Below are 12,759 nucleotides of genomic sequence, written 5' to 3'. Positions count from 1 at the left end.
CGTGCGTACACTTTGCTACGGGGACCGGGAGGAACGATGATGCGACGCTGGGCGACGGCCGCCGCGATGACGGTGACCGCCGTGGCGCTCGTGGGCTGCGGGCCCGCGCCGTGGAACCTTCCCTCCGGCGGAGGGGAAACCGGATCGGGCGAGCCGGCGCCGTCGCCGAGCGTCTCGCGCTCGGTGGTGCCGCCGCCCGTCCCCAACGACCTCTCGAGCGGGTCGACCGAGCGTCAGGTGACGGCCGGGGCTGTGACGGCATCCCTCAACTACTGGTCGGATCTGTCGATGGACCGCTGGTCGGCGAGCGCGCTCAAGCCCGTGAGCCTGTCGCTCGTCACGACGGTGTCGCCGGATGACGGTCAGCGGGTGTACCTGCAGAAGGCCACCATGATCGCGGTGCCGGGCAACGCCGAGGGCGACCTCGGACCGCTCGAGCCCAGTGCCGATCAGTCGGCCACCAACCCGGGCTACCTCGTGCTCTCGCCCTACAGCTACTCGCAGACGTTCTACGTCGGCGAGGTGCCGCCCGACGCGACCTTCGTCACGCTCCGGTTCACCTACGACTTCCTGGTGCAGACGACGCCCACCTCGAGCGAGTACGCGAAGCAGACCGCGAGCGACAGCCTCACCGTCGCCATCGCGGCGCAGGAGCCCGCGGGCTGAAAGCTCAAGGTCGCCGCAAGACCGACTGAAGAGTCGCCCAAGTCGCCGATGCGGCGCCCTGACGGGTGATTGTATGGCCGAGCCCGCGGACACTCGACGCCGGCGTCCCGTCTCGAAAGCCCTGGTCTCGCATGTCTCCGCGCCGCTCCCTCCCCCTCCGCACCGCCGTCGCCGCGGGCGGTCTCGCCCTCTCCCTCGCCGTGCTCAGCGGCTGCACGCAGGTCGCCGACATGATCAACACCGTGCAGGGGGAGCCGGTGTCGGCCGTCCCCGCACCCGCTCCGTCGGAGTCGCCGGCGATGGCCTTCAACTCGCAGTTCACCTACGACGGCTCGGTGGCGCTGTCGTCCGACGTCGCGCAGGACCTCGAGCTGCGGCTCGATGTGTGGGCGCAGAACCCCAAGCGCACGCAGGAATGGACCGCCGACGCCGAGAAGACCTTCGGGTTCGCGGTGAACGTCCACGACAACCGCGTCGACGAGAAGTCGGTGCTGTCGCAGAAGCGCCGCGTGTTCATCTCGTCGATCTCGATCACATCGCAGACCGCGCAGACCTCCGGACAGGTGCAGAGCCCGTTCCAATTCAGCGCCGACCCGCGCACCCTGGTGCCCTCCGACACCATCCGCTCGGACCGCGGCCTGCTGCTCAACAGCTTCCAGGGCGGGCTGTACGTGCCCGAGACCGTCATCCACGGGCTGCCGGTCGACACCTACGGCATGACGCTCGAGTTCGCGATGACCGTCTGGGTCGAGGGCAACGCGAACGACGACGCGAGCTTCATGCAGCAGACCGTGTACCAGTACCTGCCGGTGGCGATCTTCTCCGCCGATCAGGCGCAGGCCTCCGCCCCGACGCCGTCCGCGACCCCCTGACGCGCGCTCCGGCGGCGCCGATCCTTGCGCGAAAATTGCGGTTCCCTTCGGCCCGTCTGAGCACCGGTCGTTCCACAATGGATTCCGGCACACACCGCCGCTTCGCACTCGCACAGGACGTGATCGCATGACCCAGACGCCGTTCCCCACGACTCCGGCGTTCGCGCACCCCTCGCGTCCCGTGCAGTCGGTGCAGCCGGCTCCGCTTCCGGTTCCCGAGCACTTCGACGCGGCGTACGAGGACGACTTCGAGTCGGTGCTCGAGAGCACGACCGTCCACCGCTCGACGATCGGCTGCATCATCCCGGCCTACAACGAGGAGGAGTCGATCGCCGCGGTGATCGAGGGCCTGCTCGCGCAGAGCCGCGTGCCCGACGTCATCCACGTCATCGCGAACAACACCTCCGACAACACCGTCAAGATCGCGGCGGAGTACGCCGGACCGCACGAGGTCACGACGGAGCTCGGGACCCAGTTCACCGAGGTGTTCGTCCACGACATCGGCAAGAACCCCGACAAGAAGGTAGGCGCGCTCAACTACGGCTACTCGCTCGTCGAGGGCTACGACTACCTGCTCGGTGTCGACGGCGACACCATCGCCGACTCGCGGGCCGTCGAGTACCTCGAGGCCGAGGCCGTCGGCGACTCGCGCATCGGCGGCATCTCGGCGATCTACTCGATCGACGACAAGCCCATCACCGGCACGATCGGCAAGTTCCTCATCGCCGGTCAGCGCACGCAGTTCGCCGCGTTCAACATGCAGAACCTGCTGCGCGGGCGCAACATGGCGGTGCTCGGCGGCCAGTTCTCGATCTTCTCGACCAACGCCCTGCGCGACGCGATGAAGCAGAACCACCAGTCAACGCCGTGGGTGAAGGACTCCGAGGTCGAGGACTCGCTGCTGTCGCTGCAGATCAAGAGCGCCGGGTACCTCACCAAGATCAGCCCCTACGCACGGGCCAACGTCGGCGGCATGACGACGCTGAAGGGCTACGACGCGCAGCAGGTCAAGTGGACGTACGGCGCGATCGAGCTCATGTGGCCCGGGCAGCGCGGCGACACCAAGGGCCAGCCCTTCCACCCCAACCTGCGCCTGCGCTGGTTCGAGAACTTCGGCATGCTCACGAACCTGTTCGTGCGCGTGGCCTTCCTCATCCTGCTCGCGGGCTCGCTCTCGATCAACGCGTTCGTGTTCTCGCCGCTGTGGCTCATCCCGCCGCTCGTGGCCGTGCTGCTGAACCTGCGCATGGCGCGCAGCATCAAGGACCACAACCAGCGCGACATCCTGTTCGCCATCCTCGTCTTTCCGGCCGAGGCGTTCATGTGGATCCGACTGGGGCACTTCATGCGGTCATGGTCGCGCTTCCTGTCGAAGAAGAAGGTCGACAACTGGGCGATGCAGGCCAAGGCCGAGAGCGGCGGCGGCAGCATCGGCCACTGGGTGCCGATGCTCATCCTCGCGGCAGTGCTGCTGGCGATGGCGGTCGTCTGGAACCTCGTCGGTCCGGTCGCGCAGTCGTCGATCCTCTGGATCGGCTGGCCGATCGTCGGCGTCGTGACCGTCCTGCAGACGCTGCTGATGTTCACCAAGCTGGTGCGCCGCCAGCACGGCTACCAGGTCTGACGACCGAGCGGCGATCAGGCCGGAGCGGCGACCTCGGAGGTCATCCGGTAACCGACGCCGCGGACGGTCTCGATGTACCGCGGGGTCGTCGGGTTGTCGCTGAGCTTGCGTCGCAGGTTCGTCATGTGCGCTTCGATCGCGCGCTTGTCGGCCTCGCCCACGAAGTAGCTCGTGACATAGGACTCGCCGCGCAGGACGAGCGTGAGGTCGGCCTTCGAGCGCACGCGTCGCTTGGATGCCATCAGAGTCGACAGCAGGTCGAACTCCGTGCGGGTGAGGTCGAGCTCGCGGCCGCCGATGTAGGCCAGGCGCGTGTCGGTGTCGACCTGCAGGTCGCGGTGGACCAGCCAGTTCTCACCGGTGGGGACGAGCTCGCCCGCGGGCTGGTGCACGACCAGCTCCGAGCTCGACGCCGGCGCGACGGCGGTGGGATCGCTCGGGTGATGCACGATGATGGGCTGCTGCACCGGCTGCTGCGCGGGCGGCGCCGGTTGCGCCGGGGCGGGCTGCTGCGTCGGCGCGGACGCCGGGGGCGCATACACGGGCTGCTGCGGCGCGGGAGGAGCAGTCGGCGGGACGGCCTGTGCGGGCGGGACAGCGCCGGGGAACTGTGCGAGGTACTCCTCGTACGACAGCGGGGCGCCGGAGGTCGGAGCGGTCGCGGCCCCCGGGGCGGCGGCGGGGCGGGCGCCGGGGAACGACGGTCCGACCGAATCCTGCCGGGGAGCCTGCTGCTGCGGCGCCGCGGCGCGGGGGCGGCGCAACAGGGCGTCGACGCGCGCGCGGAACTCGCGGGGGCGGAAAGGCTTGACGATGTACTCGTCGGCGCCGGCACCGAGGCCCAGCACGACGTCGGCCTCTTCCGACAGGCCGGTGAGCATGATGATGTAGGTGTCGCTCTGCGCGCGGATGCGGCGCGCGGCCTCGAACCCGTCGATGCCCGGCATGTTGACGTCGAGGGTCGTCAGCAGCGGGCGGTACGACAGGACCGCCTGGATGCCGTCGATGCCGTTGCCGACCGAGACGGTCGAGAAGCACGCCGCCTCGAGCACCTCGACGAGCAGATGCCGGATGTCCGGGTCGTCCTCGACGATGACCGCGGTCTTCAGCTGCTCGGACGCCATGATCGTCACTTCTCTCGCTCAGGTTCGGGTTATTTTGCCACACGAGCGGGTCGCGGCAGTGTCGCCCGAACGGAGGACACGGTCAGCGCGTCGCGTCGCGCGTGAGGTCGACTGCTCCGGCCGGCCACCACACGCCGGCGGCGGGTCCGCCGTTGCACGGTCCGTCGCTCTCGCCCGGCGGTTTGATCCAGAGGTTGGTGTCGACGACATCGTCGCCGTAGGTGCCGCTCGGGTCGCCCACGGTGCGTCCGGGCGGGTTGCACCACTCGCCGTCGGCGGGCGCACCGGCACCGTTGCGCGACGTGTCGACGAGGGCGTGCAGTCCGTTCAGGCGCTCGGACAGCTCGTGCGCGTAGGCGAACTCGTCGTACGTGTGGTTGAAGTTCGACACGTTCGTCGCGAAGCCGCGCACCCCCGGGCCGACGACCTGGCGGACGAGGTCGGCCATCGCGTCGGGGCCGAGCCAGTTGGAGTGTCCGCCGTCGACGTAGACCCACGTGTCGGTGCCGGTCAGGCGGCCGATCGCACCCCGCAGCTGCTCGACCCGCTCGGCGACGTTGCCGCACTGCGGCGCCAGTGCCAGGCTGTCGGGCTCGACGACGACGACCTTTTTGACGTCGCGCACCGAGCGCAGGGCGTTGCCGATCTGCGTGGTCCAGGTCTCGTAGTCGGCCTCGTCGAGCCCGCCGGCGGAGTGGTTGCCGCAGTCGCGTCCCGGAAGGCCGTACACGACGACGGCGAGAGCGGCGTCGCTCTCGCGCGCCTCCTGCGCGATGTCGAGGATGCGCGGGCCCACTGAGCCGATCGGGTCCTGCTCGGGCGTCAGCCAGTAGGCGGTGGGCTGCGCCGCGAGGTACTCGGCCGCGGCGAGTTCATCGGCCGGCCCTCCTGCCGCGGCGGCGCGCGCCGCCTTCGATTCGTCGGGGGCGACGAACGCGGTGCCCACGGCCGGCGGGCGGGCGGTGAGCATCTGCACGCCGTTCATCACGAGCGAGACCACGAGGGCGATCGCGGTGACGACGAGGGCGACGCCGGCGACGATGAGCGCGATCCACGCCCACCGCGGAATCCGCCTCCGACGACGGGGGGCGGGGGCGGGGCGCGGGACGTCCGCGGGCGGCTCGTAGTGCCCGGTCACGACGTACTGTCGCGACGCGTCGGAGCGCGGACGCTTTCTCACGCGTCGACTCTATCGGTGGGGCGCGTCGGTCAGGCCGCTAGCCTGGGGGGATCGCGGGCTTCGATCCGGCGGAGAGGAAGCGGTTCTCATGAACGATGTCATCCTCGGCGTGACCGATGCGCCGGCGGCCGGTGCCCGGGAGTGGGCCGTGCGACGGGCGCACGCCCGCGGAGCGGCGCTGCGCGAGCTGCTGATCGCCCCCGCGCGCGACGACGTCGACGAAGTGGTGCGCGCCACCGCTGACGCGGAGATCCTCGTGCTGCCCGCCGAGCACGGCCATCCCTACCGGGGCATCATCGCCGGGGCGCATTGCCCCGTCGCGGTCGTGCCGGAGGAGCCGGCCGGCGACGCCGAGCGTCACGGCATCCTCGTCGGCGTCGACGCCTCCGAGGTCTCGCAGCGCGCGGTCGCGTTCGCGGCGGACGAGGCGGTGCGCACGGGCCAGCCGCTCATCGCGCTCGCCGCGTGGGAGCCGGTGGCCGTCGGCACCGAGCCCGGGCTCGACCTGTGGACCGGCCCGATGCCCGTCGATCTCACCGAGGCGACCGCCGCGATGCTCGACCGCGCGCTCGAGCCGGTGCGGGCGGCGCACCCCGAGCTCACGGTGCGCACGAGGATCGACGTCGGCGACGCGTCCATGCTGATCGAGGAGGCCTCGCGCAGCGCGGTGCTCACAGTCGTGGGTTCGCACGGCCGCACCGGCCTGTCGCGCCTGCTGCTGGGCTCGGTCAGCGAGCACGTCGCCGCGCACGTCTCCTCGCCGACCGTCATCGTACGGTGACGGCCGCGGGGTCGCGCACCGCGCGACTGCTGCTGGCCGTCTACATCGTCGTGCTCGCCGGCATCGCGTTCTGGCCCACCCCCGTCGACCGCGACGCCGGATGGCTGCTGCAGCAGGTGACGGCGGCCGTGCCGTGGCTGACCTACCCGCGCATCGAGTTCGGGGCGAACGTCCTGCTCTTCGTGCCCGCGGGGTGGTGCGCGACGCGGGGCTGGCCGCGGTGGCATCCGTTCGTCGTCCCCGCGGCGCTCGCCGTGTCGGTGGGCATCGAGCTCGCGCAGGGCCTGCTGCTGATCGAGCGCACCTCGAGCGTGCTCGACGTGGTGGCGAACACGTCGGGCGCGACGCTCGGGTGGCTGCTCGCGCTGCCCGGGATCAGAAGGCGTAGCGCACGCGGCAGGACGGCAGCTCGCGCTCGATGAGGGCGCGCAGCGCGGCCACCGCATCGCCCTTGAGCGGCGAGCGGTAGCGGACGTTGGTCGCGCCGTTCTGCGAGCGCTTGGGCTCTTGCATGCCGGGGGTCCACAGCAGCTCCTCGCCGCGTGGGTGCCACCCGAGGTTCACCTCGTGCAGCCCCTCGTTGTGGGTGAGGAAGATGATCTCGCACGCCAGCTGCGCCTTCGCGCGGTCGGACAGGACGTCGTCGAGCTCGCGCAGCAGCGCCGTCCAGTCGGCGATCCAGGTCGGGGTGAGGATGACGGGGGAGAAGTTCAGGTGCACCTCGTAGCCGGCGTCGACGAAGTCGTTGATCGCGGCGATGCGCTCGGGGATCGGAGAGGTGCGGATGTCGGTGACGCGCGCCGTGTCGTGCGGCATGAGTGAGAAGCGGATGCGGGTGCGTCCGAGCGGGTCCCAGTCGAGGAGGTCGCGGTTGACGTACTTCGTCGCGAACGATGCCTTCGCCGTCGGCGACATCCGGAACAGCTCGCACAGATCCCGGACGTTCTCACTGATCAGGGCGTCCACCGAGCAGTCGCTGTTCTCGCCGATGTCGTAGACCCATGCCTCGGGGTCGCACTGGTTGGGCTCGGCCTTGACCCCCTGCCGGGAGATGTGGCGGGCGAGGTGGCGCGAGATCTCGTCGATGTTGGCGAAGACCGTCACCGGGTTGCTGTACCCCTTGCGGCGCGGCACGTAGCAGTAGGCGCACGCCATGGCGCAGCCGTTCGCGGTCGAGGGCGCGATGAAGTCGGCGGAGCGTCCGTTCAGACGTGTCGCAACGGACTTCTTCACGCCGAGGACGAGGGCCTCGGTCTTGATGCGCACCCATCGGTTGACGTTCGTCTCGTCGCCGTGCACCTCGGGGATGAGCCAGTGCGACGCGACGGGGACGATCTCGGCGTCGGGCCAGCGCGCGACGATCTGCTGCCCGCGCGGCAGCGCGAGCGCCGCTTCTTCGGCGTAGATGCGGCTGATTCGCAGCAGCGGGGCGGCTTCGCGCATCATCCTGTTCTACCCGTGGCCACCGACATCGCCCTCGCCGGCGGCCACGGGCTCAGAGCCGAGGCGTTCAGTCGCGCGACTCGGTCTCGATCTCGCCAGCGGCGAGGGCGTCGGCGTACGTGCGCACGTCGGGGCCGGGCTCCCAATCGATGAACTTGTCCTTCATGTGGCTGACGAGCGCCGCGTAGGCCTTGTCGGCGTCGGCGGCGTCATCGGTGGCGGCGACGGCGGCGACGGCATCCTGCAGGACGCGGTCGGCGTCGTCGAGCACCTTCTGGCGGGCTTCGTCGTTCCAGTGGATCTCGCTGATCTTCATACCCGCACGCTAGCCAGCGGAAACGGATCCGGCGAAGGGCTTGCGCGATGCGATCCGGCGCCCGATGACGCCCTGGCGCGGGCTGAAGAGGTAGACGATCGCGAAGACGATGCCCTGCACGAGCACGACGAGACCGCCCGAGGAGGCGTCGACCCAGTAGCTGAGGTAGATGCCCACGAGCGACGACACCGCCGACAGCGTCGGGGCGATGACGAGCATGCGGCCGAAGCGATCGGTGAGCAGGTGGGCGGTCGCGCCCGGGATGATGAGCATCGCGACGACGAGCACGACGCCCACGACCTGCAGCGCCACGACCGCGGTGAGCGCGAGGACGCCGAGCAGCAGCGCCGAGAGCCGGCGCGGCGACAGCCCGATCGCGAACGCGTGGATGGGGTCGAACGCGAACAGGGTGAGGTCGCGGCGCTTGACGAACAGCACCGCGAAGGCGACGGCGGCGAGGATCGCGATCTGCACGAGGTCGGCCTCGCCCACGCCGAGGACGTTGCCGAAGAGGATGTGGTTGAGATCGGTCTGGCTCGGCGTCACCGAGATGAGGACGAGACCGAGGGCGAACAGCGTCGTGAAGACGATGCCGATGGCGGCATCCTCTTTGATGCGGCTCGTGCCGCGGATGACGCCGATGAGGGCGACCGCGAGGAAGCCGAACACCAGTGCACCGACGGCGAACGGCGCCCCGAGCACGTACGCGAGCACGACGCCCGGAAGGACGGCGTGGCTGACCGCGTCGCCCATGAGCGACCAGCCGATCAGGACGAGCCAGCACGACAGCACCGCGCAGACGATCGCCGCGATCGCCGTGGCCCCGAGCGCCCGCAGCATGAACTCGTACTGCAGCGGCTCGAGCAGGAGGTCGAGGACGTTCATGCGGCGTGATCCCCCGGGAACTCGAGGCCGAACGCGCGGCCGAGCATCTCGGGCCGGAGGGCCTCGGACACCGATCCCTGGAACACCACGCGGCGCAGCAGTAGCACCGCTTCGTCGGCGAGCGTGGGCAGCGCGTGCAGGTCGTGCGTCGACACGAGCACCGTGCGGCCGTCGGCGGCGAGCTCGCGCAGGAGCCGGACGATCGTGGCCTCGGACTTCTTGTCGACACCGGCGAACGGCTCGTCGAGCAGCAGCACGCGGGCGTCCTGCGCGATGCCGCGGGCGACGAAGGCGCGCTTGCGCTGCCCGCCCGACAGCTCGCCGATCTGGCGCTCGCCGAGGTCGGACAGTTCGACCCGCGCGAGCGCCGCGTCGACGGCGGCGTGGTCGGCGGCGCGGGGACGACGGGTGATGCCGAGGTGACCGTAGCGGCCCATCATGACGACCTCGCGCACCGAGACGGGGAAGGCGGCGTCGATGTCTTCGCTCTGCGGCACGTAGCCGACGAGTCCGCGGCGGCGCGCGGCCGCGGGAGTCTGACCGCCGATCGTGACCTCGCCGGCGGTGGGTCGCACCATGCCGGTGATGGATTTGAAGAGGGTCGACTTGCCCGAGCCGTTCATGCCGATCAGCGCCGTGACCCGTCCGGGCGCGACGGTGAGGTGCACGTCGTCGAGGGCGACGATCTCGCGGTAGCGCACCGAGACCCCCGTCACGGCGATCCCGGCCGGCGGGGCGGCGGTCGAGCCGCTCACGAGCTCGCCCCCGTGAGCGCCGAGGTGATCGTGTCGACGTCGTGGCGCAGCAGGTCGAGGTACGTCGGCACGGGGCCGTCGGGGCCCGAGAGCGAGTCGACGTACAGGATGCCGCCGAACACGGCATCCGTCGCCTCGACGACCTGCCGCATCGGACGGTCCGAGACCGTCGACTCGCAGAACACCGCGGGCACGCCGTTCTCGTCGACGAACTCGATCGTCCGGCGGATCTGCTGCGGGGTGGCCTGCTGCTCGGCGTTGACCGGCCAGATGTACGCCTCGGTGAGGCCGGCGTCGCGCGCGAGGTACGAGAAGGCCCCCTCGCACGTGACGAGGGCGCGCTGATTCTCGGGCACGGTCGCGAGCGCGGTGACCAGCTCATCGTGGATGGTCTGCAGCTCGGCGGCGTAGGCCTCGCCGTTCGCGGCGTAGGCGTCGGCGTTGTCGGGATCGAGCTCGCTGAAGGCGGCGACGATATTCGCGACGTAGGTCTGGACGTTCAGCGGGCTCATCCAGGCGTGCGGGTTGGGCTTGCCGGCGTAGGCGTCGCCCGTGATGTCGATCGTCTCGATGCCCTCCGACACGACGGCGTGCGGGGCGTCGGCGGTGTCGACGAACCGCGAGAACCACGCTTCGAGGCCCAGGCCGTTGTCGAGGATCAGGTCGGCGTCCGACGCGGCCGCGATGTCGCGGGGGGTGGGCTCGTAGCCGTGGATCTCGGCCCCGGCCTTCGTGATCGAGCGGACCTCGAGGTGGTCGCCGGCGACGTTCTGCGCGATGTCGGCGAGCACCGTGAACGTCGTCAGCACGACCGGGCGGTCACCGTTCGAGCCGTCACCGTCCGCGCCGCCCTCCACAGCGGAGCCGCAGCCGGCCAGCAGCGCGACCGCGACGCCGAGCGAGACCAGGGCGGTCACGCGGCGGCGCAGAGTTTTCGGCATACCGAAAAATTACCCGCTGACCGCGCGGGCGTGCAATTCGTCGTCGACGATGTCGGCCCAGGGTTGACGGGTCGATCGCAGGGTGTTACCGGTCTCGGCGGCGTGCTGCATGAGGAGGGCCAGGTAGTGGTCCTGGCTGGCCTCGGCGAGGGAGTACACCGGAGCCTCACCGGCGATCGCCCGCGGCATCCCGTCGAGCATCCGCGCGATCGCGATCTCGTCGTCGTTGATGCGGGCGGGCAGGAAGGGATTGCGGAAGACCCACTCGTCGCCGAGCAGGATGCCGCGCAGGAACATTCCCTCGAGGTTGCCGCCCTCGCCCGTCATGACGCGTCGCAGCGAGCCGAAGACGGGCTCGTCGAAGCGCCGCAGCCAGCGCACCTCGGTGTTCTCGATCTCGCCGCGCTCGCCGCGGACGAGCAGCCGGTTGCCGCGGATCCACGAGAAGTACTGCTCGCCGGCGAAGTCGTAGACGCCGAGGCGGTCGCCGAACGTGAACCGCGCCGTGGTCTGGGTCGCCGTGACGATGCGCTCCTCGGTGGGGTCGCCCGCGCGTCCCGGACCGGCCACGAGGGGCGAGCGGAAGACGGATGCCGTGACCTCGGCGTCGTCGGCACCGATGCCGAGCGCTCGCCGGATGACGCTGACGCCGTGGTAGTCGTGGCACTGCGCGACGAGGGCCTGCGTGGGGCGACCGAGTCGTCCCGAGTGCGCGACCGCGAGCTGCGCCGACAGCAGCGGAGACAGGTGGTACTGCTCGGCGACCTGCACCGTGGGGGCGCCGGGGCGCTGCACCCGCTCCCACAGGGCCACGAGGTCGTCGAGGGTGCCGGCCGGCGGGGTCTCGGTGAGGACGGGGACGCCGCGGTCGACGAGTTCGACGATGACGCCGGGGGCGACGTCGCGCGGCACCGAGACGACCACGAAGTCCGGCGTGCCGGCCGCCAGCAGGCCGTCGAGGTCGGCGTGACCTCGGACGCCCCAGCGGCGCTCGATGTCGGCGGCGGTGTCGGCGCTGCGGGTCACGAGGCCCGTGACGGTGAAGCGCTCGGGCATCGCGGCGGCGATGCGGAGGAAGAATTCGCTGCGCCAGCCGCTGCCGACGATTCCGAAGGTGACGCTCATCGGCTCAGTCTGCCCCACCGCGCCCCGCGGACGGCGGGAAACGGACCGTATGAGACGGTAGACGGATGATGGCGGAGGTCGACGACGAGCCGGCGGACATCGACGTCGAGACGGTCGAGTTCGACGGGGTGCGCACGCGCGTCACCCGGGTCACCACGGCGCGCTCGCGCGAGTCCGGCCGCGCGTTCGTGCTGATCGCCGGGATCGGCGTCGCCGCGACCTACTTCGACCTGCTCGCGCCGCTGCTCGCCCAGCGCGGCCGCGTGTACGCCCTCGACCTGCCCGGCTTCGCGGGGCAGCGGGCGCCGCGAACCGATCCGTCGGTGGCGTTCTTCGCCGACCAGGTGGAGGCGGTGCTCGACCGCTTCGAGCTCGACGACCCGGTGCTGCTCGGGCACTCCTTCGGTGCGCAGATCGTGACCGAGGTGCTGGCCCGGCGCCGCGGCATCCGTCACGGCGTGCTCATCGGCCCGGTCGTCAACGACCGCGAGCGGTCGCTCGTGCTGCAGGCGATCCGGTTCGCGCAGTCGTCGTTCTTCGAGCCGGTCCGGCTCGTGCTGCTCGCCGTGAGCGCGTACCTGCTGTGCGGCTTCGCCTACTCCATGCGGGTGCCGCCCCACATGATGCGCTACCCCGTGGCTGCGCGGCTCGCGCACGTCGAGGCCCGCGTGCTGCTGATCCGCGGAGCGCGCGACTTCTCGTCACCGCGGTACTTCCATTCCGCGCTCGTGGCGGCGGCGCGCGATGCCTCGCGCTGGGAGGTCCACGGGGCGGCGCACTCGGTCATCAACGGCAGCGCGGTCGGCGTGGCCGAGCTGACGAACGCCTTCGTGGCCGACGCGCTGCCGCGGCGCGGGCAGATGTCCGAGGCCGAGGCCCGCGTTCCCGACCCCGCGTACGGCGGGATCGCTCTGGTCTGGCGTGCCGCGCGATACCGGGTACAGGAGTGGTTCAGCGCGCGGGAGGGCGACGAGGTCGGCGTCGAGCACGCGAAGGAGTCGCATGCGGCGGTCATGTGGCGCGCCTTCACCGGCGGGCGTCGCTGAG

At 70.8% G+C, this 12,759-nt stretch carries 14 protein-coding genes; 6 read left to right on the top strand and 8 right to left on the bottom strand.

The window, feature by feature from the left end; all coding sequences use genetic code 11:
- Positions 1-36 precede the first annotated feature (36 nt).
- From JOF37_RS07110 to JOF37_RS07100, 3 genes are all read left to right on the top strand, one after another.
- Positions 37-666, top strand: a complete 630-nt coding sequence (locus JOF37_RS07110) for a hypothetical protein (protein WP_245338116.1) — start codon at positions 37-39, stop codon at positions 664-666.
- Between the two features lie 131 nt (positions 667-797).
- Positions 798-1,538 (top strand): fructose 1,6-bisphosphatase, encoded by a 741-nt coding sequence (locus tag JOF37_RS07105; protein ID WP_210006208.1) that lies wholly within the window; start codon positions 798-800, stop codon positions 1,536-1,538.
- A gap of 127 nt (positions 1,539-1,665) precedes the next feature.
- Positions 1,666-3,162 carry a glycosyltransferase family 2 protein gene (locus JOF37_RS07100; RefSeq protein ID WP_210006207.1) on the top strand — a complete coding sequence of 499 codons (1,497 nt, stop codon included), beginning with the start codon at positions 1,666-1,668 and terminating at the stop codon, positions 3,160-3,162.
- Positions 3,163-3,176: 14 nt separating this feature from the next.
- Here the strand turns inward: JOF37_RS07100 and JOF37_RS07095 are convergent, their stop codons facing one another.
- On the bottom strand, positions 3,177-4,286 hold the full coding sequence (locus tag JOF37_RS07095) for a response regulator transcription factor (protein WP_210006206.1): 1,110 nt from the start codon (positions 4,284-4,286) through the stop codon (positions 3,177-3,179).
- An 82-nt stretch (positions 4,287-4,368) separates the two neighbouring features.
- On the bottom strand, positions 4,369-5,466 hold the full coding sequence (locus JOF37_RS07090; protein WP_271174904.1) for a glycoside hydrolase family 6 protein: 1,098 nt from the start codon (positions 5,464-5,466) through the stop codon (positions 4,369-4,371).
- A gap of 88 nt (positions 5,467-5,554) precedes the next feature.
- Here JOF37_RS07090 and JOF37_RS07085 point away from each other — a divergent pair, with 88 nt between their 5' ends.
- Entirely contained in the window at positions 5,555-6,247 is a 693-nt protein-coding gene (locus tag JOF37_RS07085) for a universal stress protein (RefSeq protein WP_210006205.1), read from the top strand.
- Positions 6,244-6,669 carry a VanZ family protein gene (locus tag JOF37_RS07080; protein WP_210006204.1) on the top strand — a complete coding sequence of 142 codons (426 nt, stop codon included), beginning with the start codon at positions 6,244-6,246 and terminating at the stop codon, positions 6,667-6,669. Before JOF37_RS07085 ends, JOF37_RS07080 begins: the two co-directional genes overlap by 4 nt.
- On the opposite strand, the gene JOF37_RS07075 is transcribed toward JOF37_RS07080, so the two are convergent.
- The 6 genes from JOF37_RS07075 to JOF37_RS07050 form a co-directional block, all read right to left on the bottom strand.
- Positions 6,623-7,690 carry a spore photoproduct lyase family protein gene (locus tag JOF37_RS07075; RefSeq protein WP_210006203.1) on the bottom strand — a complete coding sequence of 356 codons (1,068 nt, stop codon included), beginning with the start codon at positions 7,688-7,690 and terminating at the stop codon, positions 6,623-6,625. The genes JOF37_RS07080 and JOF37_RS07075 overlap by 47 nt on opposite strands.
- A gap of 67 nt (positions 7,691-7,757) precedes the next feature.
- On the bottom strand, positions 7,758-8,006 hold the full coding sequence (locus JOF37_RS07070; RefSeq protein WP_210006202.1) for a hypothetical protein: 249 nt from the start codon (positions 8,004-8,006) through the stop codon (positions 7,758-7,760).
- 9 nt (positions 8,007-8,015) lie between these two features.
- Positions 8,016-8,891: a metal ABC transporter permease gene (locus JOF37_RS07065; protein ID WP_210006201.1), complete on the bottom strand. Its 876-nt coding sequence runs from the start codon at positions 8,889-8,891 to the stop codon at positions 8,016-8,018.
- Complete coding sequence (locus tag JOF37_RS07060) at positions 8,888-9,646, bottom strand: metal ABC transporter ATP-binding protein (protein WP_271174905.1); 759 nt, start codon at positions 9,644-9,646, stop codon at positions 8,888-8,890. Before JOF37_RS07060 ends, JOF37_RS07065 begins: the two co-directional genes overlap by 4 nt.
- Complete coding sequence (locus JOF37_RS07055; protein ID WP_271174906.1) at positions 9,643-10,587, bottom strand: metal ABC transporter substrate-binding protein; 945 nt, start codon at positions 10,585-10,587, stop codon at positions 9,643-9,645. The genes JOF37_RS07060 and JOF37_RS07055 overlap by 4 nt, the downstream gene beginning before the upstream one ends.
- Positions 10,588-10,596: 9 nt before the next feature.
- The gene (locus JOF37_RS07050) at positions 10,597-11,712 is read right to left on the bottom strand and encodes a Gfo/Idh/MocA family protein (protein ID WP_210006200.1); all 1,116 of its coding nucleotides are present in this window, start codon (positions 11,710-11,712) and stop codon (positions 10,597-10,599) included.
- Between the two features lie 65 nt (positions 11,713-11,777).
- Here JOF37_RS07050 and JOF37_RS07045 point away from each other — a divergent pair, with 65 nt between their 5' ends.
- Complete coding sequence (locus JOF37_RS07045) at positions 11,778-12,758, top strand: alpha/beta fold hydrolase (protein WP_245338115.1); 981 nt, start codon at positions 11,778-11,780, stop codon at positions 12,756-12,758.
- Position 12,759 lies beyond the last annotated feature (1 nt).

Origin of the sequence: Microbacterium imperiale (assembly GCF_017876655.1) — a bacterium.
GTDB classification, from domain to species: Bacteria; Actinomycetota; Actinomycetes; order Actinomycetales; family Microbacteriaceae; genus Microbacterium; species Microbacterium imperiale.
This window is presented reverse-complemented; position numbering and strand designations above follow the sequence as displayed.

What these genes read in the sequence shown, in the direction of transcription:
- JOF37_RS07075 (WP_210006203.1), bottom strand. Translation starts at nt 7,690, where the DNA reads ATGCGCGAAGCCGCCCCGCTGCTGCGAATCAGCCGCATCTACGCCGAA.
- JOF37_RS07085 (WP_210006205.1), top strand. Translation starts at nt 5,555, where the DNA reads ATGAACGATGTCATCCTCGGCGTGACCGATGCGCCGGCGGCCGGTGCC.
- JOF37_RS07105 (WP_210006208.1), top strand. Translation starts at nt 798, where the DNA reads ATGTCTCCGCGCCGCTCCCTCCCCCTCCGCACCGCCGTCGCCGCGGGC.
- JOF37_RS07100 (WP_210006207.1), top strand. Translation starts at nt 1,666, where the DNA reads ATGACCCAGACGCCGTTCCCCACGACTCCGGCGTTCGCGCACCCCTCG.
- JOF37_RS07070 (WP_210006202.1), bottom strand. Translation starts at nt 8,006, where the DNA reads ATGAAGATCAGCGAGATCCACTGGAACGACGAAGCCCGCCAGAAGGTG.
- JOF37_RS07110 (WP_245338116.1), top strand. Translation starts at nt 37, where the DNA reads ATGATGCGACGCTGGGCGACGGCCGCCGCGATGACGGTGACCGCCGTG.
- JOF37_RS07095 (WP_210006206.1), bottom strand. Translation starts at nt 4,286, where the DNA reads ATGGCGTCCGAGCAGCTGAAGACCGCGGTCATCGTCGAGGACGACCCG.
- JOF37_RS07065 (WP_210006201.1), bottom strand. Translation starts at nt 8,891, where the DNA reads ATGAACGTCCTCGACCTCCTGCTCGAGCCGCTGCAGTACGAGTTCATG.
- JOF37_RS07050 (WP_210006200.1), bottom strand. Translation starts at nt 11,712, where the DNA reads ATGAGCGTCACCTTCGGAATCGTCGGCAGCGGCTGGCGCAGCGAATTC.
- JOF37_RS07055 (WP_271174906.1), bottom strand. Translation starts at nt 10,587, where the DNA reads ATGCCGAAAACTCTGCGCCGCCGCGTGACCGCCCTGGTCTCGCTCGGC.
- JOF37_RS07045 (WP_245338115.1), top strand. Translation starts at nt 11,778, where the DNA reads ATGATGGCGGAGGTCGACGACGAGCCGGCGGACATCGACGTCGAGACG.